Annotated in this window: 24 protein-coding genes and 1 tRNA gene; 8 read left to right on the forward strand and 17 right to left on the reverse strand. The window is 41.5% G+C overall.

Features of this window, described 5'->3' with window-relative positions:
* Positions 1 to 29: 29 nt before the first annotated feature.
* The 9 genes from BMX56_RS02625 to BMX56_RS02665 form a co-directional block, all read right to left on the reverse strand.
* Positions 30 to 842 carry a hypothetical protein gene (locus tag BMX56_RS02625; protein ID WP_090640272.1) on the reverse strand — a complete coding sequence of 271 codons (813 nt, stop codon included), beginning with the start codon at positions 840 to 842 and terminating at the stop codon, positions 30 to 32.
* A gap of 209 nt (positions 843 to 1,051) precedes the next feature.
* Complete coding sequence (locus BMX56_RS02630) at positions 1,052 to 2,302, reverse strand: DUF4998 domain-containing protein (RefSeq protein ID WP_090640275.1); 1,251 nt, start codon at positions 2,300 to 2,302, stop codon at positions 1,052 to 1,054.
* 38 nt (positions 2,303 to 2,340) lie between these two features.
* On the reverse strand, positions 2,341 to 3,546 hold the full coding sequence (locus BMX56_RS02635) for a DUF5000 domain-containing lipoprotein (protein ID WP_090640280.1): 1,206 nt from the start codon (positions 3,544 to 3,546) through the stop codon (positions 2,341 to 2,343).
* Between the two features lie 39 nt (positions 3,547 to 3,585).
* Complete coding sequence (locus BMX56_RS02640; protein WP_090640283.1) at positions 3,586 to 5,562, reverse strand: RagB/SusD family nutrient uptake outer membrane protein; 1,977 nt, start codon at positions 5,560 to 5,562, stop codon at positions 3,586 to 3,588.
* A gap of 19 nt (positions 5,563 to 5,581) precedes the next feature.
* Positions 5,582 to 9,073: a TonB-dependent receptor gene (locus tag BMX56_RS02645; RefSeq protein ID WP_090640288.1), complete on the reverse strand. Its 3,492-nt coding sequence runs from the start codon at positions 9,071 to 9,073 to the stop codon at positions 5,582 to 5,584.
* Positions 9,074 to 9,302: 229 nt separating this feature from the next.
* Positions 9,303 to 10,445, reverse strand: a complete 1,143-nt coding sequence (locus tag BMX56_RS02650; protein ID WP_090640291.1) for a FecR family protein — start codon at positions 10,443 to 10,445, stop codon at positions 9,303 to 9,305.
* 35 nt (positions 10,446 to 10,480) lie between these two features.
* Positions 10,481 to 11,014, reverse strand: a complete 534-nt coding sequence (locus BMX56_RS02655) for a sigma-70 family RNA polymerase sigma factor (protein ID WP_090640295.1) — start codon at positions 11,012 to 11,014, stop codon at positions 10,481 to 10,483.
* Positions 11,015 to 11,581: 567 nt separating this feature from the next.
* On the reverse strand, positions 11,582 to 12,307 hold the full coding sequence (locus BMX56_RS02660) for a DUF4397 domain-containing protein (RefSeq protein ID WP_255369752.1): 726 nt from the start codon (positions 12,305 to 12,307) through the stop codon (positions 11,582 to 11,584).
* Between the two features lie 43 nt (positions 12,308 to 12,350).
* Positions 12,351 to 12,794, reverse strand: coding sequence for a DUF2141 domain-containing protein (locus tag BMX56_RS02665; RefSeq protein WP_177183691.1), 444 nt, complete (start codon positions 12,792 to 12,794; stop codon positions 12,351 to 12,353).
* A gap of 389 nt (positions 12,795 to 13,183) precedes the next feature.
* Between BMX56_RS02665 and BMX56_RS02670 the strand changes: the two genes are divergently transcribed.
* The 5 genes from BMX56_RS02670 to BMX56_RS02690 all read left to right on the forward strand — a co-directional run bounded on the left by BMX56_RS02670 (position 13,184) and on the right by BMX56_RS02690 (position 16,759).
* On the forward strand, positions 13,184 to 14,221 hold the full coding sequence (locus BMX56_RS02670) for a sensor histidine kinase (RefSeq protein WP_090640302.1): 1,038 nt from the start codon (positions 13,184 to 13,186) through the stop codon (positions 14,219 to 14,221).
* Positions 14,202 to 14,966: a LytR/AlgR family response regulator transcription factor gene (locus BMX56_RS02675; protein ID WP_090640306.1), complete on the forward strand. Its 765-nt coding sequence runs from the start codon at positions 14,202 to 14,204 to the stop codon at positions 14,964 to 14,966. The genes BMX56_RS02670 and BMX56_RS02675 overlap by 20 nt, the downstream gene beginning before the upstream one ends.
* A gap of 333 nt (positions 14,967 to 15,299) precedes the next feature.
* Complete coding sequence (locus tag BMX56_RS02680; protein ID WP_090640310.1) at positions 15,300 to 15,509, forward strand: hypothetical protein; 210 nt, start codon at positions 15,300 to 15,302, stop codon at positions 15,507 to 15,509.
* A gap of 378 nt (positions 15,510 to 15,887) precedes the next feature.
* Complete coding sequence (locus BMX56_RS02685) at positions 15,888 to 16,382, forward strand: thioredoxin family protein (RefSeq protein WP_090640314.1); 495 nt, start codon at positions 15,888 to 15,890, stop codon at positions 16,380 to 16,382.
* Between the two features lie 185 nt (positions 16,383 to 16,567).
* On the forward strand, positions 16,568 to 16,759 hold the full coding sequence (locus tag BMX56_RS02690; protein WP_090640317.1) for a hypothetical protein: 192 nt from the start codon (positions 16,568 to 16,570) through the stop codon (positions 16,757 to 16,759).
* A 53-nt stretch (positions 16,760 to 16,812) separates the two neighbouring features.
* Here BMX56_RS02690 and BMX56_RS02695 read toward each other — a convergent pair whose 3' ends face one another.
* From BMX56_RS02695 to BMX56_RS02730, 8 genes are all read right to left on the reverse strand, one after another.
* Positions 16,813 to 17,487: an energy transducer TonB family protein gene (locus BMX56_RS02695; RefSeq protein ID WP_090640320.1), complete on the reverse strand. Its 675-nt coding sequence runs from the start codon at positions 17,485 to 17,487 to the stop codon at positions 16,813 to 16,815.
* 397 nt (positions 17,488 to 17,884) lie between these two features.
* Complete coding sequence (locus BMX56_RS02700; RefSeq protein ID WP_090640324.1) at positions 17,885 to 18,571, reverse strand: peptidoglycan DD-metalloendopeptidase family protein; 687 nt, start codon at positions 18,569 to 18,571, stop codon at positions 17,885 to 17,887.
* A gap of 9 nt (positions 18,572 to 18,580) precedes the next feature.
* Positions 18,581 to 18,952, reverse strand: a complete 372-nt coding sequence (gene rbfA / locus BMX56_RS02705) for a 30S ribosome-binding factor RbfA (RefSeq protein WP_177183692.1) — start codon at positions 18,950 to 18,952, stop codon at positions 18,581 to 18,583.
* A gap of 144 nt (positions 18,953 to 19,096) precedes the next feature.
* Positions 19,097 to 19,471, reverse strand: a complete 375-nt coding sequence (locus BMX56_RS02710) for a hypothetical protein (protein WP_255369753.1) — start codon at positions 19,469 to 19,471, stop codon at positions 19,097 to 19,099.
* A 9-nt stretch (positions 19,472 to 19,480) separates the two neighbouring features.
* Positions 19,481 to 20,707 (reverse strand): ABC transporter permease, encoded by a 1,227-nt coding sequence (locus tag BMX56_RS02715; RefSeq protein ID WP_090640332.1) that lies wholly within the window; start codon positions 20,705 to 20,707, stop codon positions 19,481 to 19,483.
* 165 nt (positions 20,708 to 20,872) lie between these two features.
* Positions 20,873 to 21,511 carry an MBL fold metallo-hydrolase gene (locus BMX56_RS02720; RefSeq protein ID WP_090640336.1) on the reverse strand — a complete coding sequence of 213 codons (639 nt, stop codon included), beginning with the start codon at positions 21,509 to 21,511 and terminating at the stop codon, positions 20,873 to 20,875.
* A gap of 165 nt (positions 21,512 to 21,676) precedes the next feature.
* A tRNA-Met gene (locus BMX56_RS02725) sits at positions 21,677 to 21,749 on the reverse strand.
* Positions 21,750 to 21,907: 158 nt separating this feature from the next.
* Positions 21,908 to 22,525: a C40 family peptidase gene (locus BMX56_RS02730; RefSeq protein WP_090640340.1), complete on the reverse strand. Its 618-nt coding sequence runs from the start codon at positions 22,523 to 22,525 to the stop codon at positions 21,908 to 21,910.
* A 133-nt stretch (positions 22,526 to 22,658) separates the two neighbouring features.
* Here BMX56_RS02730 and BMX56_RS02735 point away from each other — a divergent pair, with 133 nt between their 5' ends.
* The 3 genes from BMX56_RS02735 (at position 22,659) to BMX56_RS02745 (ending at position 26,022) form a co-directional block, all read left to right on the forward strand.
* Entirely contained in the window at positions 22,659 to 23,252 is a 594-nt protein-coding gene (locus BMX56_RS02735) for a DUF6436 domain-containing protein (RefSeq protein WP_090640345.1), read from the forward strand.
* Positions 23,253 to 23,337: 85 nt separating this feature from the next.
* Positions 23,338 to 24,816 carry a PAS domain S-box protein gene (locus BMX56_RS02740; RefSeq protein WP_143065348.1) on the forward strand — a complete coding sequence of 493 codons (1,479 nt, stop codon included), beginning with the start codon at positions 23,338 to 23,340 and terminating at the stop codon, positions 24,814 to 24,816.
* A gap of 381 nt (positions 24,817 to 25,197) precedes the next feature.
* The gene (locus BMX56_RS02745) at positions 25,198 to 26,022 is read left to right on the forward strand and encodes a M57 family metalloprotease (protein ID WP_090640354.1); all 825 of its coding nucleotides are present in this window, start codon (positions 25,198 to 25,200) and stop codon (positions 26,020 to 26,022) included.
* Positions 26,023 to 26,083 lie beyond the last annotated feature (61 nt).

Genomic DNA, 26,083 nt, shown 5'->3' on the forward strand with positions numbered 1-26,083 from the left:
GGCAAGAAAATGCTTGAATACAAAGCAGCCTAATTCAAGTTTACCCAAAGTTCAATAAGGCCGTTTCGCGTTTTGTAATTATTTACCTTTTGTATTTTAATGTTTAGTTTCAAAATGCTTTGCACATAGGCCTGAACTTGTTTTGCGGCGTTTTCATCCGAAGCATAAAAATACCGGATGGAGTTTTGAAACGGGAATTTTGTAATGGCCTCAATCCCGGGAGCATTAAAACCCTTGTCATTTAATTCTTTTTGTAAATTCCCAGCCAACGCAAGGGTGTTGTCATTGCGGTTGTTCACCTGGATAAAAACGGTAGCTTTTGCGGGTATAAGCGTTAGTTTGGCCCATGATTTATCGGTAATGTTTTGTACAATGCTCTGCGTGTCCTTAACCGACATTTCGTTTTTTATTGGCGTTACAACGGCTGCCCTGCTGTTATAGTCGTCAATCAAAACTTTAACGGCATTGTAGGTAGCGGTATCGCGTTCTTTAACAATGGCAACTATGGTGCGCATGGTACTCCGGTCGCTTTGTACTTTATCTTCCAAAAAATTTTCAATTATCCTTGCGCCTAAATCTGCAATTAATTTGGGATCGCGCTCCCCGATGGTACGGTTTAAGGTAATAAGGGCGACATCGCTTTTTAAATGAGATGAATCCTGTGTAAGCAAATCCTGCATTAACGATTTGGTAAACTCGCCATATTTTAATGAATTATCTATCTCCTGCTGTTTAAGTTTATTTGTGCTGTCTAAAACAGATAGCACACCAACAAGAATGGTCCCTCCCAGTATTTTAACAATGATATCTACATAATCCAGCCAGTCGCGTTTAGTTTCCATGGTAAGGTGGTTAAGGTGTAAATAAAAGATAAACAGTTATTTAAGGGGTATATAAATATACGTGTAAAATTCAATAAGCAAGGTGTTGATTAAATTTGCCGCTGGGGTTTTACAGAGACCCGGTTTTCCCTTCATCTTAAATTTAAATAAACAAAAAGCCGCCCCATAATTACTTATGAGACGGCTTCACTTTGAATAAAAACCAGGGGTTAGTTTTTATATAATTTGATACTAAATACCTGGAAATAGTTGCCGGGGTTGCCGTTGCCTACAATGTTTCCTAAAAATCCGATTGATACAACCTGGGGGCTGGTAAGTGTAAACGTAAAACTTCTTGTTTCCCTTGAACTTGGGCTTGTTGCGCCTACGTTGGCGCTGTTATACATACCCACATAACCTAATGCTGTAGATAGGTTTGCAAGTACCGGGAGGCCGTTGCCGCCTGCTGCCGCTACACAATAAACCGTTGAATTAGATTGAACTTCTGAATATGCATCAAATGAAACAATATAATTTCCGGCAGGTAAGGCCGAAGAGGTAGGCTGATAAAGGATACCATTTACAACAGGTGTATTGTTCCAGGTTTCCCAGTTAATAACGCCACCGGCATCTGAACTATAGCCACCGTTAACGCCATTATCTTTGTTTTTGGCGGCTGCATTTGTAATCCATGGCGCGGCAAGGGTACCCCACCTTCCGTCAAAGGTAGCCCTTTGAAAGGGGCTGCTTACGTTTGATAAATAAATGCTGGTTACCTCGGCCTTTACACTGTGGGTTTGATAATCTACATAAAAAGTATCAATAGCCGTTTTGTTTGGCTTAAAGGCTGTGCGGTAGCTAATAGAGCTCCCTGCTTTAAATTTAGGCAGGGATGTGCTTAAGCCTGTTGGCACTGATGTTATTAAGGTATCATGCTGTTTGCTGGCAGCATCGGTGTACTTAATCTCCATCGAAATCAAGCCGTCGTCGGCATTAACATCGGCCCAGTTAATCAGGGCCGATCCATCATTTTGTAACTCAGCCTTGGCTATGCCGCGGTTAATGAGCGAGCTTTGGTACAGGCTGCCATATACGTTTCCGGCTAAGGTAACCGGTATAGATATATGCCCGGCGTTATCATACGTGCGAATCTCGAAGGTCATTACACCCTCTGGTAAGCCGGGGATATATAGCCTTGCGGTGTCAACGCCCGATGTACGGGTTACGGGTGTAACTATCGAATCCTGCTTGCTGTTCCAATACACCGTGTACTTAACAATTTTAGGATCGGATGTAAAAAGCCCGGTTAATAGCACCCGGTTTTTGCCCGAAAAAACCTGTACCGAGTCGAGCTTGCCCGGGTATATGATCGGGCCGTTGGGCTCGTATTTCTTTTTGTAATCATCCATTTTAGTGCAGGCGCTCATAATAAATGCCGTTAACACTAAAAGGAGGTATGATGCTTTTTTATAATGTTTCATAATCAAAATTTAATTGAAAAAATGTTTGCAAACATTTACTACTTTCCAAATAGGGTAAATTCACTGATACTCATAAAGTATGATCCTGTCCAGTTGTGCAGGCTCCTGATCCTGATATACCGGTATGCGCTTATCCCCGCCGGAAAATCAAAGCCCCAGCCATCATGTGCATATTTGTAATCGGCAGCTGTTTCGGTACCTGATGGCGACCCGGATGGTTTTACAATATTGCAGGTTAACAGTTTGGTCCATGAACCATCTAAGGCACCGTTTACATTAGGTGTGTTTGATCCCCATATTTCAAAATCTTTTAAGTTACCTCTTACGTAGTATACATTACCAATCTCCAGGAACGGGTTCATTATAAAACGGCTCAATATTCGTTGCTTGCCTAAATCAAACGTTACCATTTGCGGGCTGCTGGCGCTTTCAACGGTAAACAAGCAATTTGGCCAGCCGCCGGTAAAATTACCATCCCAAATTTTAGTAAGATCGGTATATGAATACAGGTTGGTAGCGTCGCCAGGCAATACATAAGGCGACCAATCGGATTTTGAAAACTGCTCTTCGTAAAATGGTGTAAGGGTTAAAAACAAAGTGTCGGAGCGGTTTAAAAACCTGTCTCTTACAAAAAACGCGTATTTCCTTTCAACAGCCGGCTGCCCTCTTACAGCTGCTTTAATTAAAACGCTGTTGCTGTAAATGTTGTCCATTCCTTTTGGCTGCACAAATAAACCATTATTAGCTGTATCAACCATTGGTACAATAGCCAGATTGTCTTTGGTAGAGTTATCGCAGGTTACATTAAAGCCTCCAAAAGTAGCCGTTACTTTAAGCGACCGGAAGGCCAGGATGAAGGGTGGTGTTAGCGGGTTAACGGTAACAGTAACCGGGGCTGATGCCTTTTCGCTCGAGTTTACAGCATATAGTTTTACTACGTGGGCCAGCGTATCGCCAAAGCCGTCAACAGTTAATGTGTTGGTATAGTGCGATGCCACTACTTCGCGTGTTTTACCGGGAGCTATTTCATAAACAGCTCTTACATAAAAAAGGTCGGGATCGCCGGGCAGCGTGTATGTTAAGCTGGCTGCGCCGTTTTGGTTTTGTACCTGTACGTTGCTAACAACGCCGGGGGCATTATTATTGGTTATGGTAGCTTTATTGAGTGTTTCCTGCTTGCAGCCGGTTACCATTATTGCTAATAGCCCGATATAGAAAGCCACCCGTAATTTCATTGTTTCCATTTTAATGTTTTTATTGTTAAACATATTATTGCTATATATTTACCAGTTAGGGTTTTGCACCAGGTTTTGATTAACCAACAGGTCGCTTTCCTGTATTGGCCATAAATAATCGCGCGGGATTACAAAATGCCTCGAAAAGATTGATCGTTCACGATAATACAATTCGGGCGAATTTTCATTTATAGTCCATCCTGTTACGTTTCCATTAAGCTCGGCACCAGCAGTTTTCCAGCGCAGCAAATCCCAAAAACGATGGCCTTCAAAGCAAAGCTCCAATGAGCGTTCACGCTGAATGATTGATCGCATCCCTTCCTTAGTAGTGTACTTGGTTGGGTTGATGCTATAGTTTGTCCATGATTCCTGTACGGTAGGTAAGCCAGCCCTTGCCCGTATACGGTTTACATACGTGTATACATCGGCTACCGGCCCCTGGGCTTCGTTTAATGCTTCGGCATAAAGTAAATACAGATCAGAAAGGCGCATTTCGGGCCAAGGGTAATTCAGATAGGTAACTGTTGCCCACTCATAATGCCAGTTAAGCGCTTTTTTCATATAAAAGCCGGCAATGGGGATAGGCGAGGATTGGCCTACTTCGGCACCGCGGGCCTTCATCCACCAGGTATTTTCGTCGGTTTTGGTAGGGCTATTAGCCATATACCATACACCACGGTCAAACCCCAGGTCGGCATAGTAACGTGGCTCACGGTCAAAATTCAACCGGGCAGTAGTTTCGCCTTCTTTAATGTTAAAGCGCTCGTCGTGAGTACCAACACGCAATTGCGATATATTGCTGAAATCAAGTGTTTTATCTTCATTAATAGGCACCCCGTTTTTAGTATAAAACATTTTGGCCATTTTTATAGTGGGCCCCATCAAAGGACGGTTAGCCGATTTTGCAGCATCCGCATTATTAAAATCATACTGGCCTGCACACATCGACTGGAAGAATGAATTATAGTTGATATTATTATCGGCTGTTAAGCCCCATATCAGTTCGTCGTTCCATTTTTCGCTCATCGCGTTCCTGATGCTCATTTGCGTCATGGTAGTTTGGCTAAGCGGCAGGGTTGGTGCCGGGAAAGTGTACAACTGTATGTTTTGCGCCTCGCAAAAATCAATGGCTGCTTTACAGGCATCAGCCGCCAACTGCCATTTTTGAGCACTGTAGGTAGAATTAAATAGCTGCTCGCCATCTTTATTCTTGAACGAATTGTAATCGGGGTTACCATTAAACAGCGGGCTTGCGGCAGTTACCAATAATTTTGCTTTCATGCTTAAAGCTGCAGCTTTGGTAACGCGGCCCAGTTCGCTGCCTTCGTTCCTGATGGTTAGGGGCAGTTTTGCTGCGGCCAGGTCATATAAACCGGCAATATAATTTACTACTTCATCAACCGGGCGACGTTTTACCCTTACCTCATCTATCGATGCATCAATTGGCAGGTTTTTATCGATAATAGGAATTGGCCCGTAAGCCCTAAACAGCTGGAAATGATAAAAAGCCTTCAAAAACTGTGCTTCGGCTATCCAGCGTTCGCGGGTGTCAATGTCAAGGTCGCGCACCTTATTAAGGTCACTTACGTTCTCAATAAAAACGTTACAATCGCGTATGGCTTTGTAGTTTGCCGCCGCGTCGCGGGTGCCGTTCATATAATTTGCAATGGGGTCTGATGAGTTTTGATAACCCCTTGGCAACTGCAATACGTTTGTTGGCCGAATGTGCCCAGCAGGGTCTTCTACCCAAACTTCATCGCCGGCTGTAAGACCTACGTTATAGGTAGGGTCGGTTTCTGTAGGCAGGTACGAGTAACAGGTAAACAGATACTTTTCTGCCTCGGTTTTTGAAACAAAAGCGTTGGCTATTGTTGATACGTTATCAGGAACAACATCCAGGAATGATTTTTTGCAGGATGATACCGGCAAAATTATCATTAAAGCCACCGATAGCAGGGCGATATACCCTTTAGGTGCGGGACTTAATACTGTATGCTTAATTTTTTGTATAAAATTACTTTTCATATAATTGATTTGAAAGCTTTTAAAATTCTACCCTTAAGCCTAAGTTAAACACCTTTTGAATTGGGTATCCCAGACCTGAAGTTCCCATTTCGGGATCCCACAGTTTAAAGCCGGTTACTGTTAACAGGTTTAAACCATTGGCATAAAGGCGTGCGCTTTTCATACGGATGCCCTTAAGCTGATTTTTTGTGAAATTGTATCCAATTTCTGCCGATTTTAACCTCAGGAAAGAGCCATTTCGCAACCACCATGTTGACGTTTGGGTGTTGTTTTCCTGGATAGTGCTGCTTAGGCGAGGCCAAAAAGCATATGGGTTCCGGTTATCTTCTGACCAGTGATCATTGGCTATTGAGCTCAGCAAACCGCTTTGATTGCCAGAGTTGAGGCCGGTACTTGACTGGTACCCATTAACCAGGTAAAAGGGCGAAATATTGGCAGAGTTGATGATAAACGATGAGCGGGCCGACCCTTGGAAGAACGCGCTTACATCGAAGTTTTTATATCCAACGGAAAAACCAAAGCCATAAATAATCTCGGGCACAAGCGGATGACCAATCGGCACCACATCTGAACTGGATATTTTACCATCGCCATTCATATCGCGGTATTTAATATCGCCGGCTTTGTAGTTGCCAAAACTTTGAACCGGTGAGTTGGCTACATCTACGTCGTCAATAAATAAACGCTCGGCAACAAGGCCATAAATCTGGCTTAGTGAGTTACCCACCCTGCTCAGATATTTTAAGTTATCGCTATATACCGGCTCTTCGTTTTTTAACAGTTTGCTTTTAGCGTAGGTAAGCGTTCCGCGCGATTGGATCCAGAAAGAGTTGGTGAAATTTTTCTTGTAATCCATGGCAACATCAACGCCTTTGCTTGATGATTTACCCGCGTTTGATGATATGTTGGCCTGTAAGCCCATAGAAGTAGGGATGGTACTTCTCACCATTAAGATGTTATCCCGTTTGTTTTGGTATGCATCTAAGGTTAAACTAAAGTCTTTTGCAATAGTTAAATCCATACCTATATTTGTTTGTCTTGATTGCTCCCAGGTAATATTTTGGTTTTCATAACGGTAGGTAACCACACCAGGCCTGCTATAGGTATAATTGGTACCAAACTGGCCGTTGCTCCCGCTGTTTAAGTTAACATCCGACAGGTAGAAAAACCTGTCGTTTGCCGATCCGATCTGGTCGTTACCCACCAAACCATAAGTAAACCTGAATTTAAGATTATCGATGGTTGAAAGCATTGGTTCAAAAAACTTCTCGTTTGATACAACCCAGCCGGCTCCCACTGATGGGAAAAACCCAAAACGGTGATTACTGGCAAAACGCTCGGAACCATTGTAGCCAAAGTTAAACTCCAACAGGTAGCGGTTATCGTAGCCATAAGTAAACCTGCCCGATACACCCTGGTTACGCGATGGTAACGATAACTGTAACGTTGGCGCATTAGCAGTAAGATAATTACGCATGGTACCAATTAACAAACCGCTGATGGCGTGTTTCTCGGCAAATGTGCGGTTGTAGTTTATGGCTGTTTCGATATAAGTAGTAGCGTTGGATACGCTTCCCCCCGGGCTATAGGTTAAATACTCGGTTGGTGTGGCGCCTATACTTCCAGATGACCCGTCGTTAAGTAATGTCAAGCCGTTAAATTGTCCGTTCAGTACATTTGATTGATAATAATAAGGGCTATACTGACGTGCCACGGTGAAGTACGAATAGCGGGTTGTATAGGCCATAACCCTTGCAGATAAGCCTTGGGTAATAAAATCAAACTTTTGGTTTAAATTTAATTGTGCGGTTAAAGTACTGGTGTTTGAGCTTTGAAAGCCTGAAAGCGACTGTGCATAAGGATTGACATACAGGCCGCCACTTGGAATAATAGCATTACCAAACAGGGGGTGGTTTACATAGGGTAATAAACTGCCTGGATAAATAGCCGGAAAGGCTACCGGGTTGCTCCATAAAGCATTTAAAAATGTAAACCCGCCGCCACTTATAGGGCCATGATAGCTATCAAACTGTCCTTTTAAACTAACTACAACTTCGGTAGTTTTGGTTAGGTTTAAGGTGGTATTTGATAAAATGGAGTATGATTGCAGCTTAATATTATTGCTGAAATTATTGAGGCTATTTTCGGCCAGGTTACCATTGTCAATATTATAGGTCATGGCCAGGTAGTACTTAGCCTTTTCGGACCCGCCATTGGCATTCATGTTGAACCTTTGGTTGCTTGTTTTGGTTTTTATCAACTGTTTTATCCAGTTATTGCTGGGGTATAACAGCGGATCGTCGCCATTAGCTGTATGGTCGATTTTGTTTTGCGAGTAAGGCAGGGCGCCCAGCGGATTGCGGGTAAGCACCGCCTCGTTGGCCAAAGTCATATAAGCAATATTATCGGCCAGGTCGATATTCTTGATGTTTGACGAAGTTGAGTTTTCACCGCGCACATTGAATTTCACTGCGCCCACATCGCCTCGTTTAGTTGTTACCAATATTACACCGTTTGCACCCCTTGCACCATATAACGATGAAGCAGTAGCATCTTTTAATACTGAAAAACCGGCAATATCATCTGGCTGTAACCGGGCCAGATCTGTAGTTGATGATTCTATACCGTCAATTAAAATCAGCGGGTCAACTTTACCGGCACCAAAGGTACCAACACCGCGTATAAAAAATTGGGCATTATCAGCGCCCGGTTCGCCGCTGCGCTGGTAGGATATCATCCCCGGCACAACACCGGCAAGCATAGTGGTAAGGTTACTTGAAGGGCCTTTAAGCTGCTTGGGGCTTATAGTGGTAATAGAGCTCACTAAGCTCGCCTTTTTCTGAGTACCATACGCTACGATGGCAACCTCCTCCAATGCGGTTTTATCGGTACCAATGGTTACATCTAACACATAAGTACCATTTGATGGCTGGTAGTTGTTTAAATCAAATTCCTGAGTTTTAGATCCTACAAATGAAAACGTGATGACGGTTTTATCAGTTCCTTTTAAATTGAGAGAATACTTACCGTTAACATCTGACTGGGTACCTATGCCGGTACCTTTTACTTTAACACTTACGCCTGGTAAGGTAAGGCCTTTTTCGTCGGTAACAGTTCCTTGCACCGTTTTGGGCAATGGCGCCTGCGCCGGCTCTTTTTTGGGAGTTGCAGGGACTGGTTTTTCGGCCGCAACTTTTTCAATTACGACAAGCTGATCGCGTAATACATAACGCAGGTTTTTGCCTTTTAAAAGAAAAGTGAAAACATCCTGCACACTGGCATTTTGAAAATCAACGGTAACCAGTTCCCGGTCGTTTAATAAATTGTTGCTGTAAAAAACTGTTAGCCCTGTTTGTTTTTTAACGGATTGAAACACATCGGCCAAGGTGATATTTGCCTTTTTGAGTGTTATAGGCCCCGGATTTTGCGTTTGTGCGTGACAAAATTGGGTGCCCCATAAAAAAATAAAAACAGGCAGTAGCAGCCGCCGGTAAAATAAAATTTTCTCCATAGTTATTGGGTTTATAATTGGGTTTGTACTAAAGACCGCTTCTGAGAAAAATGGGTGAACAGAAATTAAAAAAAAAAGTTTTTTGCTAAATGCCTGTGGGTAAAAAGTAATTTACGGCGCCTTTTAACCTACAAAACCGCGCTTATCTGGAAGCCGGTTTTGTATAAATTGGTATGTGCCCGCGCCGATTTTGTCAACCGGGAATTTTATGTTGCTTTTGGGGCAAGTTTTATTTTACATGTAAAACATCATCTTTAATGGTAGCATCCACACCTGCAGATGATTTTAGGTTTTGAATAAAAACCTGCACCGGTTTATTTTTTTCAATAGCGCCGCTAAATGATTCTTCGGCTTTGGCGGCATCGTCAAAAACAACCTTTAAATTAAACCAGCGCAGTAGTACCTCACTTATATCGCGCAGTTTTTGGTTATGAAAATAATATTGGCCATGCATCCAGGCCAGTTCTGTGCCTGCATCAAATGGCTGCTTTAAAAAGCCTGTTACAGGGGTATAAACAGCCTGGTATCCGGGCTTGAGCAAAAGTTTTTCGTTATGCTGGCCACTTGTAGATACACTGCCCTCAACAAGAGATGTAGTGGTTACATTTGAGTTGTAACTATTTACATTAAACTGGGTGCCAAGCACCTGCACATTTGTTTGGCCGGTATGAACTATAAAAGGGTGTGCCGCGTTTTTAGCTACCTTAAAAAATGCTTCGCCAGTTAAATAAACCTCCCTGGTGGTGCCGGTAAATGAAAATGGAAAGCGCAAACTTGAAGCCGAATTAAGCCAAACCTGGGTACCATCTGACAGGGCTATCTGGTAGTCCAGTTCTGCAGGTACGGTAAGGGTACTCCAATTTTGAGCCTTATCATCGCCAAGCGTATAACTTAGGCCATTGGCCCCTTTTTTTAGATTGGCGAACGGGGTATTGATAACGCTTTTAGCGGTGTCGGATAAATCAATTTGTTGTCCGTTGGCCATGTGCAGCTCTATAGCCGGCTTTTTTCTTTGTTTTACGGCTATTGAATTGGCAACCGGTTTTAACTGCCAATAATAAACGGCCGAAAGCGTAATGCACAGCAATGCAGCAACCGACATCCATTTTATAAATTTATTTTGGTTGGATTGAATTGACTTTACCTGTTCAATTTGAGGCTCAATTTTATCCCAGGCTGCATTTTCGTCTATATTGTCAAAAAAGAGTTTAGCTTTATCAGAGGTTAAAGCATCCTGCATCTCAATCCAAAGTTTTGCAACTTTAGGGTCTGCGCGTATTGCCTGTTGAAGTATATGGTCGTCCTCTTCACTTATCGCTCCTGCAATTTTGTCAATTATTAGCTCCTGAATATATGTTTTATTATATGTCATTATGTATAAGACCAGATTTTGAATAAAAGGGTGAACTACCTTGCATTTTTTACCCCATCGCGCATGGTTTTAAAGGCCAGCTTTAAGTGCGTTTTTAACGAATTGACGCTGATGCCCATTTCATAGGCAGCTTCTTTATACTTTTTATTTTGACAATGAACCAAAGTTACCGCCTGGAACCGCTGAACAGACAGGTCGGCCAATATTTTGTCCACATTAATTTCACCGCATATAACTTCCTGCTCTTCTTCTAATTCCGAAATGGTATATTGATAATCGGCTAATCGTTTTTGCCTCAGCGCTTCTTTCTCAATTTCTTTTAAGCAACGGTTGCGGATAGCTGTTGTTAAATAAGCTTTTAGCGATGAGTTGATATTGTTAAACAGTTGTCGTTCCCAAAAGTCGACAAAAAAAGCCTGAACCATATCCTCTGCTTCCATTTCATTTTTTAAAATATAAAAGGCCGATATAGTAAGGAGTTTGTAATATTTTTTAAATAGCAGTTCCAAGGCTTCCTTGTTGCCCATTACTAATAGCTCCATAAGTTGAGCATCATTCAGGATTTTCATGAAATGGTTTTAACTGGTTAAAAATCAACAGACAGGCGTCTATTGAAAGCTAAGATATAATATTTATTGTCAAAAACACAATTAAAAGAAAAATTTTGAAAATAATTTATGATCGCCTGCCAATTAGGTGAACAGTCGCGTGGCAATGTTAAGAAATGCGTTAATCAGCGGCGCGGAATATTATTAATAAATTAACCAGGTGACATTCTTGAAAAATTTAAGGTAATTATGGGTTCGAAAGCGGTTTTTTAAAATCAGTTTCGCTAATCAAATTTATTTGACAGCCCCACAGAATGATTGTGCTATTGTAGTGAAAATAACACCAAATTATTTTAAAAATTACAAAAATTAAGTGTTATTTAAACAATAATGGAGTAAGAAAATACTATTTAAAGGCTTTTTTACCTGTTGCAACAGGTAAAAAAGAATCGGTTTAACCTGCTAAATCGATATTGATTATGGCTTAAATAGCAAGGGGGAGTGGTATGAATTGAACTTGGATAACCCGATTAAAACAAAAAGCCGGATGTTATCACAATCCGGCTTTTACTCAGGTAATTGAATGGGTTAATTGTGCAGCACCTTATTTATACTAAGGCTGCCATCGCTTGCATCGCTGAAGTACAGGGAATATATTTTACCCGCCTGCAGGTCGGCAATATTAAAATTGCCGATATTTTTCCTGGAGGCCGTGCCATATAGCTGAACCGTTAGCGTTCCTGGATCAACATATTTGTAACCGCTTGCAATATTCCTGCTTATATTGGTTACAAGGTCGTCGCCTGATGCGTCTTTGATATTGATATCCGACGGCGCGTTATCGCTTAAATGAACAAACTTGATTTTTACCTTTCCATTATTAGGCGTAGCCAGGTCATCTTCAAAAGATTTAACCCGGGCCGATGACCCCTTGCCTGCCATGTACACCGTAAAGCTTACACCATTTGTAGTATAAAGCTCGCCGGATGCATAAACATTGCTTGATCCTTCATCTTTAAATTCCATAACCAGTCTTTTGCCCGAAGCGGTAGTAATGTAAGGGGAGGCATCGGTATATTTAAGTCCGCCGCTTACCAGTACCGAATTAGCAATTGTAAAACTCTGAGGCCCCGAAGTTGATGCCGCGTTAACTACTTTTATATTGAATTGCCCCGAAGGATCGATAGTGTTTTTTTCGCAGGATGAAAAAGATACGGCTGCGGTGAGCATTGCTATACCCGTTAATAGTTTTCTATAAATTGCTGATGTTTTCATGTTGTTTTTATTGAGGTTAATTTTAAATGCGTTTTTCATATAGGATGATAGTTTCGTTTTATTGAGGCTTCCCTGGGCGGGTTTACATATATTTTACCCTGATGTCGATTTTAGCAGGGGATTTCAAATCGACCTTAAAATCATCGAATGCCGGCTTTTTGAGTTTTTCCATAAAAAAGTTGGAAAAACCGAAACCTTCTTTGGGCATTCGTATGAAATTTTTGTCAATTTTTCCGTTTTCATTTTCGTCGTCGATAAGGGTTATGCCATACGTGCCCGGCTCCAGTTTAACCATCACTGTCAGTGTACCGTTGTTAATTGCTTTCTTATCAAATGTGACCTTTTTGTAAGGCTGCTCCTTGTTGTAGCTTTCATCATCTTTAAAAACATTAAGAATGATTTTGCCCCCGGCAGATCTGATCCCGGTAATTTTAACCTGTGTTTCCGGGGCCTGTATATAAGAAGCAAGGGAGATAAACAGCAGGCCAATAAGCATGTTGATACCGAATACGGTTGTTTTTTTCATAGTTGTAAAATTTAATTTTAACATTAATTGGAAGCGAAGGTACCGGCCGCATTAATCGGGTGTTATCAAAAACATAGTGAAACGGGCATAATTGCGCCCGAAGGTTGTGTGTGTTAGTTTGAATAAAATGCCATTTTATTAAGTCGGCAGTATCATAGGTGGTAAACAGGAATGCAAATTGAATATGAGGGCCGCATTTAAGCAGGCCTTGTAATGTTGCCGGTTTTTGAAGCAGAAGGATAAGGCGGTTTAAATTAATACCGGCCGGCTGCTGCTAATAACGTGTCCTTTGCCTTTTCGGCGCGGTTTTCAGGCGGTTAAGCCCCACTTTTGCCCGCTTGGGTTTAACATGCTTACTTACATCCAATCTATTAGGTACATTTGCTTATATGCATGAAAAATTACCCGTAAAACGTTTAAATCGCTTAAGCTGGTTACTATCGGTAATTATCGGCGTTATCTTTTACCTCATCATTTCCCGCAGTGGTTCTGCAGAGCCTGTATTGCCTTATACGCTATTGACCATGTCGGGTATTTTGTTGGTTGGTTATGCCGATGTTGGCCTTATGGTCATTCTGTTGGTACGTTATCCGTTACGGTCAAAAAAATTTACTTTGTACCGCCGCTTGCTAACCTACCCGGTAAGCGTATTTATTTACCTGGCATTATGGCCCGTTTTTGCTTATGTGGCCCATAAAAAATGGTCGTTTTGGGATGTTGGTTTGTTTTTTGCCTTTGTTGGGTCGGGTATTGTGATTAATACAATGATTATGCTTTTACACGATTCGGTGTTGCTATATGAGCATAAACTATATAGCGAACTGGAACTTTCAAGGCTAAAGGCGGCCAATGCCGAGGCTACCAACCTGCTGTTAAAACAGCAGATACAGCCTCATTTTCTGTTCAACGCGTTAAATACCCTTAAGGCCTTGTATCATAAAGATGTGCAAACTGCCGATACCTATATTGTGCATATGGCTAATTTTTTAAGGGCGTCCATATTTCATCATACATCAAACGTATCCAAACTGGAAGATGAAGTGAGCCTGTTATTTGATTACCTGGAAATGCAGCGGATAAGGTTTGGAACCGCGCTAAATTGTACCATTACGCTGCCCGAAGAAACTTTAAAAGGGTACTACCTGCCATCGTTTTCGTTACAACCACTGTTGGAGAATGCTATTAAACACAATAATTTTACCCGGGAAGATCCGCTTTGCGTAACTATTAGTCAGCAGGATGACTGGTTGGTTATCAGCAATAACCGGCAAGTGAAAAACATTAAAGTTGCATCAACCAATTATGGCCTGGCCAACCTGGCCGAAAGATACCACATATGGTCGGGAGATGATATTATTATTAAAGAAGAACCGAACTCGTTTTCGGTAACTATAAAATTGTTAAAGAATGAACATCGTAATCATTGAAGATGAAGGCCTGGTTGCCGACGACCTGGAGCTGAACATCAGGAAACTGATGGATGAACCCGTGAATATTGTACAAATAAAGTCGGTTAAAGAGGGCCTGGCATATTTCAAGACCGCCGATGCACCGGACTTGATTTTTAGCGACATTCAATTGGGCGACGGGCTTAGTTTTGAAATTTTTGTTGCCGGGCTTCTGTCAGTACCGGTTATTTTTTGTACCGCCTATGACGCGTATGCCTTAGATGCTTTCAAAGCCAATGGAATAGATTATATTCTAAAACCTTTTACCAGCAAAACGCTGAACGACGCCCTTCAAAAGTACGGGCGGTTAAAACAATTGTTTTCTACAGATCAAACGCCACAATACGAGGCCCTGATTCAGATGCTGGCCGGCAAGGATACACAAAAGGCAGCCTCGGTATTGGTTTATCATCAAGACAAGATAATTCCGGTTAATTTGGATGATATAGCCATGTTTTACCTGGCCAATGAAATTACCCACTTACTTACATTCTCAGGGAAAACGTTTTATCCAAATAAAAACCTCGACGAACTGGAACGAATTTCGGGGAATTACTTTTTTAGGGCAAACAGGCAATACCTGGTTTGCCGAAAAGCAATTACAGATGTATCTAATTTTTTTTCGCGAAAGCTTTCTATAAACCTTAATGTGCCTTTTGGCGAAAAGGTAATTGTAAGCAAAGGTAAAGCCCCTCAGTTTCTTAGCTGGCTTGCAAAAGGCTGATGGTTATAAACGCCTTGCTATGGTTCCCCAATCGTTAATATTGATCAGTGCCGGATTATCCCGGTAAACTTAACCCGCATTTTTTATCTTTCTTATTCCGCTTCCGGCGTCACTTTGTCCGCTTCGGGTATCTTTTGTTATTAAAACAGCCAGATATCATGCAATTTTGATACAGTGAACTTGCGGTTGGCAGCAGCTTACCCACATACAAGGAATTTAATATGCAAGCCAGCCCGTTTTATGTTTTTAATAATGGGCGAAGCTGTTATTTGAGCCGCGTGTTTACCCCGGCCGTTTTTTGGGCGGTTTTTTTTGCAAAAACCACAATCAGCTATGTTTGAAATTTTTAAAACCAATGTAAAAAAAACGGCGCATGCGACCGCCTTGATTGTAGTGCTGCGGCACTATTTACCTTTTGCCGAAATAAGCTTCGACCTGGATGATTGTGATAGCGTGCTGAGAATTAAGGGCGGCAAATTTTGCCCGTTAACGATTATTCAAATACTTGCCGACCTGGGTTTTGAGTGCCATATATTAGCGTAACAAAAATGTTTTCGGGGCAGTTCAATATATCAATTCTTAAAAGCCTTATGGAGCAAAAAAAGCCCCGCTTTACGCAGGGGCTTCACACATATTAACTATTTATAACTGAAAAAACTCAAGTTTAAATAAGCGCCTGCACGTATCAGCCCCTAACGGGTAAATGGAATAAAGAGATATAATTTGGGTATGTTACATCAAATTTATTGTTCTTAAATTATCATTCAATTCAGGAGTTTTCCACAATGTGTTTACAAGTACCCTTTTTTATGCTTTTTGTGTAATAATTTTAAAACAACATGCTTAAGCAACTGGTTTTTCTGTAAATTGTGTTGCTTATATAAAACTATACACCTTGTTATCTAAGCATTTATGCCCGCTATGAAAAAAATGTTTTTAATTGCCCTTGTGTTTACATTTGGTTTAGGTGCCAAGGCACAGGAGAAACCCCATATATACAACCCAAACGCCGATGCAGGGGCCGAAATTACTGCCGCAGTTAAACAGGCGGCTAAGCAGCACAAAAATGTACTGCTGCAAATTGGGGGCAATTGGTGTAGTTGGTGCATAAAATTTAATAACCAGGTAACAGCCGATAGTGCCCTTAATACCTATATGAACCAAAGCTACGTTGTTTTGCACGTGAACTACAGCCAGGAAAACACCAACGATGCCGTAATGACAAACCTGGGATACCCCCAGCGCTTTGGTTTCCCGGTATTTATAGTATTGGATGATAAAGGCAACCGCCTGCATACCCAAAACTCCGAGTACCTGGAGGAGGGTAAAGGTTATAGTAAAGACAAAATATTGGGATTTTTTAAAGCCTGGTCGCCCGGGGCGCTTGATCCTAAAAATTACAATAAAATCAAATAAAATATTTTAATGATAAGTAACTGATCATTAATTGCTTATCATAATGTAATATTTAGCAATAGCAGAACCGACGTTATGTTGTTGTAATAAATCCGATACAAAAGAAATTTTTTTTTCTAAAGGTTAAGAATTTTCTCGATTGTTAATTAACTTAGTTTATTGTTTCACCCTTAAAAATCAAACTTATGGCAAAGCACACCACTCTAAAACGAGGTCAATTACTTAAGTACATTGGTAAAAGGTGGAAAAACCTGAACATTAGCAGCCCCATCATGAAATTTTTAGGTTATGATGGTAATGGCTTTGCCGATGTATGGGTTGAATACCAGGGTCGCCTTATGCTGCTGGCCATTGGGGAGGTTGAGCTGGCAATTTAGCCAGCTACATCTGTTTCACAAACAAGCTCAAAAAGCCCTGGTCGGTACGCCGGTCAGGGCTTTTTGCTGCAATATTTTTGGATAAAGCTATCCGCCTTATCGCTGCCTATGTTACGGATAAAATTCCAATCGGTACAGGCGCTTTCCAGATCGTTTTGCTTTAACTTCTCATTGGCCTTGCTAAGTATATCGTCTATCAACTCGTCATCAAAGCCCAGTTGCTTTTTAAGGGCTATGATGGTAGCCTCTTTTGATAGATCGGCCTTGCCCTGGTATTTGTTGATGTAGTAATTGGTAACAGCATTTTCAAGTTCCTGCCGGTTTTTATAATCGGTAATTGCGGCCTGCATGTCTTTTATGGTTGATTGCCCGCAAAGTGTTTGATCAGGATCAAACCTGATGGGCTGCACCAGGTTGGTTGTGGGGTTATAGCCCGCAGGCAGCGTCCATAGGCCGGAAGTAAGTTTAATAACCCGCAGGGCTTCGTCATCCAGGTCAATACCAGGGCCTTGCTGTACTTTGGCATCGGTTACCCGGCCTTGTTTATCCAGCCTGAAAGACACGTTTACCGTACCCGAAATACAATTACGGCTCGAATATTCCGGATAAACTATTTTCGATTTCAAAAAATCGTTCAATCCCCGTTGCCCGCCTTTAAAAGCAGGCTGGGCGCCGGCGGTAAATACTGCTGCCATTGCTGTTACACTGATGAGCAAGTGCTTTATCATAATATAAATATCGACAATAAAACGGGAATAATGTTTGGGGCGATAAAGAATGTTAGGTGATATGCAAGTAAACTTACTTGAAGAAACCTAAACCATACTGAGTTGTAAAACCTGCAGGTTTCTTAGTATGACATTCAAATAAAATTCTGTCATCCTGAGGAACGAAGGATCTATCAGCTTGGTATGGTCGACGGAAAAGTTCGCGAATAGATACTTAGTTCCTACCCATGAGATGTTGTACTTTCGAGGTGCGTAGGCCTGTCGAAGGGGCGCGTGGAGAGGCCTTTGCCCGCTATGTTTCGACGGGGCTCAGCATGACAGCCCATTTTATGATGTCATTTCCCCTTCAGAACCTGCTGGTTTTACAACTCGGGTTGACTTTTTATTAAAAATAGCGTTAAAACCCCAACACCAATCCGGGATGAGGCACATTGGCCCTGTACTTTTCCATCTCGGAATATTTACATACCCCGGGATAGTCGCCAAACTTACCTTCGATATCAAACATGAGCTGAAAATGCAGGTGTGGCGGCCATTGGCCGTTTTCAGTATTGTCGCCAAGTGTGCCTGTTTGCTGATCTTTTTTAACAGCCATACCAATAGTTAACCCCTCCAAACTTTTACGGCTCAGGTGACCATAAAGGCTATACAGTATTAAACCATCAAGGTTATGTTGCAGGATGATGCATGGCCCATAATCGCCCAGGTTGTTGTTATCCTGGAAACTATGTACTTTGCCATTGAGCGGTGTATAAATGGGCGTACCTGCCGGCCCCCAGATATCAACACCCAAATGCAGGCGCCGCGGTTCATCTTCCGTATCAAAATGAGCGCTTACCGCATAAATAGTGCGGTGCTCCATGTAGCCGCCAATGCCGTAGCGGCAGTTATTGGCTTTTAGTTTATCGCTTACCCAATTGGTAAACCGTTGGGTATCGGCAATAATTTCCGTATTCAATTCGGCATTGGCGGAGGTAAAATCCAACGGAAAAAGCCGGTCGATGCCGGCATCGTAATCAACCACTTTGCCAACGGCACCGGGGTTGTTTTGTAAATAGGTTTTCAGCTGTTGGTGCCGGTCCATCTATATCAGCTATTCGGTATCGGGCTGGCGCTCTTCCTTGCTTATTTTGTCGAAAATTTTGTCCATACGTTCCACATATTCGCTGGTATCATCCACAAAAAACTCCAGCTGGGGGATAATCCTTACCTGGTCTTTAATACGGGCGCCCAGTTTGTAACGAATTTCGGAGGCGTGCAGCTTAATGGTTTGCAGGGCCAGCTGCAAATTGGTATTGCCAAAAAAGCTTAAAAATATACGCGCTATGGCTAAATCGGGGGTAACACGTACTTTGGTTATGGTTACCAGGGTATTAGGCAAATAGTTCATGCCTTCGCGCTGAAAAATGGCGGCCAGGTCTTCCTGTATCACCCCTGCAAATTTTTGCTGACGTTTTGATTCCATAATGATAAGTTAACGCCAATTGAGGCAGATGTTTGTTTATTTGGTTCCCTTTAGGAAGTAGGAAGCCTTCAGTTGGAAGTTTTAAGTTAAAAGTAGAGGAAAATTCAACTTTTCGACTTTTAACTTAAGACTTTGGACTTAAAGCTAATTACACATATCCTGCGGGATCTCTTTTGTTATTTTTACTACTTTTTTTACTACAAGGGTGCTGTCATATTCTGAGCCCATGCCTTCTTTACCCGATTTTAATTTTACACCCTCTACCTCAACATATACAGGCTCATAAGGTTTTTCGAAATTCATTTGAGAATATTGCAATTCAAGATGTGCCGAACTATCGGTAACCCAAAACTCCTGCCCGCTATCGCAATCCTTAAATGATTTTATCTCGGGGCCAAAACTGTATAAACCTTTATAAACAACAGGTTTATCTGCCTTATCCGGTTTCCTGTTACACGAGGACGCCACTATAAAAAAAATAAATAAAAGGGCCAAATACCTAAAATAGCTTATCCTCATATAACAAATTTACAAATCCTGTTTGATTTCGTCCAATCCTTTGATGCTTAATCGTGCACTTATTCCTGATGCGATTACAGAAATGGCAGCAACTGTTAAAAAAACCAACCCAAAATCGGCTATTTCCAGGTCGATCGGGTAGGCATCCAGTACGGTTAACGTAGCCCCCATTTTTATTAAACCATAGTGCTGTTGCACCAGGCAAACGCCCAGGCCCAGGGCAATACCAACAATACAGCCAAATATCGATATCATCATCCCTTCAAAAAAGAAGATGCCCTGTATCAGCATTTTATTGGCCCCCAGGCTACTTAAAATGGCAATATCTGCGCGCTTATCAATAACCAGCATGGTTAACGAGCCTATGATATTGAATATTGCAATAATAAGCACAAAAGTCAATATCATAAAAATGCTCCATCGCTCATAGTTCAGGGTTTTATAAAGCTCGGTATTTTGCTGCTTTCGGTTTTTTACCGTGAAGTTTTTCCCTATGGCATCAATTATTTTGTTTTGTACCGATGTTACATCGGTCCCTTTTTTGTAAGTAAGTTCTAATGAGCTCACTTCTTTAGGCTGATCCAGCAAATCGCGGGCAAACTCAATAGGGGTTACCACAATGTCGTCAAAATCCTGTTGGATACCGAATACCCCCGAGACATTTATGGAGCGCACCCTGAACTCATCAAGCGGGTTTGCCGAATTTACAGCTGTACGACTTGGCGAAAATATTTGTATCGGCAATAATTCGTCATGTACATTAATGCCAAGGCTGCCCTGAATGGACGACCCGATAACCGCGAAATTTCGCCCCCCGCTTTTAAGGGTAAAGGAGCCATTTTGCACTGTGCTATCCAATTGTTTATTTTTTAAAAAATCGTCGCTTACACCTTTAACCGTACCTAAAAATGGTTTATCTCCATATTTTATTAATGCTTTTTCCTGTAACACCTGGGTGAACGAAAACAATTGAGGATCATTATGCAGCGAAGTAAAATACGGCGTATTAGGATCAAAGGTTTTGCCCAGGCGGGTCTCAATCTTAATCTCGGGCGTAAAATTGCTATAAAGCGACAGGATCACTTTCTCGAACCCGTTAAACACCGATAAAATAATAATCAAAGCAGCGCTGCCAACCAACACACCCAGCATAGAGATGCCCGAAATGATATTGATGGCGTGCATTTTCTTGCCCGAAAATAAGTATCTTTTAGCTATGTAAACCGAGGTGTTCAATAAAGTTTTAAGTTATACGTGGTAAGTTATACGTTTTTTTGATTAGTCAAGCGTTGATAAAGTTGTAAGTTTTACGTGGTAAGTTATGCGTTTTTTGATTGGTCCGCTATATTTCTTTTCGGTTACGTATAACGTAAAACCTCCAACGTATCACGTCCCTTGTTGCTAAGTCAAAAACGGGTTGTTTTGTTTTTCGTAACCAATAGTTGTTTCGGGGCCGTGGCCCGGGTAAACGGTACAATCATCAGGTAGGGCAAATAGTTTGTTTTCGATGTTGTCTATCAGTTGGTTAAAATTACCGCCGGGTAAATCGGCACGGCCAATACTTCGCCTGAACAATACATCGCCGCCAATTAACATATTGGCTGCTTTATCATAAAAGCACAGCGATGCCGGCGAATGGCCGGGGGCGAAGATGAGCCCTAAAACAGTATTGCCAAACTTTACGTTGCCTGTTTCGGGTAAGTATTCATCCGGCAGTGGCGATACCTCGTACCTGATACCCATTTGCGGGGCATATGATACTATTGCTGTTAACACCGGCAACTCGCCCCGGTGAAATTGAGGTTTAAGGCCGTATTTATCAAATACAAATTTATTACCCAATACATGGTCAATGTGGCAATGGGTATTCAGCAGTAAAACCGGTTTTAAATTATTATCCTTTATAAAATTCGCTACCGTATTTTGCTCGGTAGCCGTATACATTCCCGGATCAATAATTGCACATTCGCCGGTTTCGTCATATAAAACATAAGTGTTTTCCTGGTAAGGGTTGTTCTCAAATGATATAACTTTTGCCATGGGGTAAAAGTACTGATTTAATTTGTTGAGAGGCCGCCATTTTTGATTCCGGTGCCAACAGGGGAGGGTTTTTATTATCAATTTATTCAACCGGCTCTTGTTTATCAGTTGACAGGGGATTAAAAAAGCCTCAAATCTTCCGACTTGAGGCTTTCGATTTAAATGTAGCGGGAGCAGGACTCGAACCTACGACCTTCGGGTTATGAGCCCGACGAGCTACCAACTGCTCCATCCCGCACTGTTTTGATGGACTGCAAAGGTATGATAACTTTTGGTATTGGGCGCGGATTACAAGGGTAATAAATCCGGGTACTTGTAGTTGCCTCGTTTTAAGGTTATTAAATATTCTGAAAATACGAGTGATGGCAATTGCGTGTGGCAATAGCAACAAGCCAATTAACGCGAGGCTGTTTCAGGGTACGTATTAACCTGGTTGTTATCCGTAAATACCCGTATGGTACGCATATAGCGCCCCATATAATAATCATTCATACTGGTAAGGGTTACTCCATTTGCTTCACCGGAAGTAGAGTGGATAAACTGAATTGGTTCGCCTGGCATAGATACAATGATGCCTATGTGGCCGGCCCTGCGGGTATGTTTTTTAGTACCGGTAAATAATATCAGGTCGCCAAATTTAGCATCCTTTAAATCAACCCCGCCCTGAACGTCGGTAAAGTCAACCGAACTTCTGGGGATAGCGATGCCAAAATGATTAAATACGTAGTTAACAAACCCCGAGCAGTCAAAACCTTTTTCGGGATTGGTTGAGCCAAACCTGTACCGGATGCCTTGCAGCGATTTTGCAAAAGTTATCAATTCTTCGGGGCTGGCACATCCGGTTGAAATGGCTGTATCTATTACGGGCCTGGTATATGTATGAAAATGTTTATGTCTTTTTGCAGATTTAACCTCCTTATGATTTTTGCGAACCGCCCGGCGTTTTGCATGCGCGGGGCTATTGGCCGAAATAAGAAAAAATAAGAGGGTAAGGGTTCCCAGATAAAATCGCATCCGTAATGATAGGAAAAAAAACTGTTTTTATCTTTTTTTTGTAAAAACTTTTTGGGTAAAGGCAATTAATTGTTTTTCTATATAATAAGATTATAATAAGTAACTTTTGAACTATCATTACGTAAAAAACAGGATGAAGAAGCTCGTAGTGAGTATTTGGTTGATTTTTTTACTTGGCGCGATCGGGGCTTTATTTTGGTATAACGAATTGGTTTTTCAATTACCAACCCCCGTTCCCAAAAACTATAAACCAGTTTACCAGGGGCAGCTTATCAGTTTAAACGGGGTGTTAAAAAATGAAAACAAGCCCATTTTCTTTCACTTTTTTAACCCGGATTGCCCATGTTCCCGGTTCAACGTAGCTAATTTTAAATCGTTGGTAAACCAATATGGCCGGCAGGTACATTTTGTAGTGGTAGTATTAAATAACCATTATTATACAGCCAAACAAATCCAGGATAAATTTGATTTAACTATTCCGGTGATATTCGATCCATCCATTGCAAAGAGCTGCGGCGTATATTCAACACCCCAGGTAGCGCTGCTGAACCCGCAACACCAATTATATTACCGTGGCAACTACAACCGAAGCAGGTATTGTACCGATGAAAAAACAAATTATGCAAAAAATGCTATAAATGGTTTATTAGCTGCACAACCTAAGCTGGCATTTAACCAACTTGCGCTTAGGGCATATGGCTGCCAGCTACCCAATTGCAATAAATGATTATTTAAGTATGTACAACCCAAATTCATTGTCACATCAGCCCAATGCTCTCCTTTTTGGTGTAAAAGAGCGGTCAGATAAAATAATGAATTATTTTTTGGTTGCTTATTTCCTGGTGGGCCTTTTTTTGGCAACGTTTTATAGTACCTGGTTTATTGCGCTTGGGGCAGGGGGAATTTGCTTAACCGCTTATTATTCTGCAAAATTACTTTTGCCAGGTTCGATATTATACCAATATGTTTTAAGCGTTGTGTTTGGACTATTTATGGCGCAATTCATTTACCAGATGCATGGCATGTTTGAAATGCATTTTTTTGCTTTCATTGGCTGCACAGCAATGATTACCTACCAAAATTGGAAACTGCAAATCCCAATCCTGCTATTTGTTGTTATACATCATGCACTATTTAGTTATCTTCAGGACGCCACCGTGTTGGGCATCTACTTTACCCAGCTAAGCTATTTTGACCTCCGCACATTTGGAATACACATATTTCTGACAGCCGTTATCTCATTTATTTGCGCATTATGGGCATTTCAGCTAAAAAAATATAGTGAATTGCAGGTGGCCCAGAGTATAAAAATGACCGAAATGCAAAAGGAGGTGCAGTTTGCACTTGAGCGAAGGCAGTTGTCTGAAGAAAAGAACAGGATTTTGGAAAGCATAGGGGATGCGTTTTTTGCCGTGAACGGTGATTGGACTGTCACCTACTGGAACAATACGGCCGAAAAAGTACTGAAAACGCCGAGGGATATTATTTTAGGGAAAAATTTATGGGACGTATTTGCGGGGTCAGTAAATTCCGAATCATATAAAATGTATCATGAGGCAATGGCCCTGAAACAGTACGTACACTTTGAAGATTATTTTACACCATTAGAAAAATGGTACGACATTAGCGCCTATCCGACAGATAACGGCCTTTCGGTTTTTTTTAAAGACATTACCGAACGCAAAATAGCAAACCTGTTATTACTTGAATCTGAAAAAAGGTATAGCGATTTATTTGATTTAAGCCCCTTACCCAAATGGGTTGTTGATACGGAAACACTATGCTTTTTAGATGTAAATGCCGCTGCAATAAAAAAATATGGCTACAGCCGCGATGAATTTTTGTCGATGACGATAAAGGATATCAGGCCGCCGGAGGATATTGGAAAAGTTGAGGAACTCATAAAAGAGATTAATAACGCCGATGGGTTAACAAAAAGGGGAACCTTTACCCATAAAAAAAAGGATGGCGAGCTTATTCAGGTTGATATTCAAAGCAATAGTATGGATTATAGGGGTAAAAAAGCCAAGCTGATTATTGCGCATGATATTACCGACCAATTGAAACATATCATTGAAATTGAAAAGCAAAACAAAAAGCTAAAAGAAATATCATGGATTCAATCGCACATTATAAGGGCGCCGCTTGTGCGGATAATGGGCTTAATTCCAATTATTAAAAACCTTGCCTCAGATGATCCGGAAAGAGAAAAGGTATTGGAGTACCTGGCTTCATCGGCAAATGAGTTGGACGACGTGATTAAAAATATAACCCAAAAAATAAGTAGTTAACCAGGATGAGGCCAAAACCTTGTGATTGGTCAAAGCTTTGGTAAAACAACGAAGCAGCAAAGTTAACAAGAGGCCGTCCCGAAAAGACAGGCCTCTTGCTATTTATAAGGTATTCAGGAAGCTGTATTTTATTACCGGGAGCATAATAAGAACCGCAGGTAACTATTGAGTTATCTATTTAACTCCTGGAAAAATAATTGCCAATTTTTGCTTTTTAGAAAAATATAAATTAATTTACGCTTAACTAAAAATTAAGATTGTAATTGTATACAATTAAACGAATAATATAATTACCCGATAAATTATATTATTTGAAATGCTGGCCAGCCAATTGTAGTTTTTAGAAAAACCTTACAAACAAACTTAACACGAAAAACACACATGAAAAACAAAGTATTACTAACAATTGGCTTTGGCGCCGCCGTTGCCGCGTCTGTTCTATTTTCTTGTACTAAAAATAACAGCCAGCCGGCAAAGCAAACAACAGCTGTTTCGGCGGATGTATTAAAAAAGATAAGTGACCTGGGCTTCAGCACCGACGAAGTGAGAAAACAGGGAGATAATTACCTGGTAGAAGGCGACATCCTTTTAACTGCAGCTAATTTATCAGAGGCAAGCACAAGCCCCAATTTAAGAATTGCCGAAAACGAGCAGTACCGGACTACCAACCTGGTTAAAAACCTGCCCCGCACAATTACCGTTTCGGTATCAAACCTGCCAACTGTCTATGCTACAGCAACAAGCAACGCGGTTGCACGTTATAATGCGTTAGGCCTTACTATCCAATTCCAAATAGTAAGCAGCGGCGGTAATATCCAGGTAATTGGCTTTAACGAAGGGCCAAGCGGTGGATACATTACCCTGGGCTCATCGGGCTTCCCAACATCGGCTGGCGATCCGTATAACCAAATTCAAATGAATACCAACGAGCAAGCTTACGGCACCAATCCTGATGTAAATTATTTAACATCGGTTTTGCAGCATGAGATAGGCCATTGCATCGGTTTCCGCCATACCGATTATATGAACCGTGCATTTAGCTGCGGCGGCAGGCACGTTAATGAAGGCAGCGCAGGTATTGGAGCAATTAATATTCCCGGTACACCAACAAAAGCCGATGCCGGATCATGGATGCTGGCTTGCTCATCTGGTACCGACCGTACTTTTAATCCGAATGATGTAATAGCCTTAAATTATTTATACTAAACATTTGTAACACTATCGGGTATTATATTATTTACTATTATAAGGGAGGGCGGTGCTCTCC

The sequence above is a fragment of the Mucilaginibacter sp. OK283 genome (genome assembly GCF_900110415.1).
In the GTDB taxonomy this organism is placed as follows: domain Bacteria; phylum Bacteroidota; class Bacteroidia; order Sphingobacteriales; family Sphingobacteriaceae; genus Mucilaginibacter.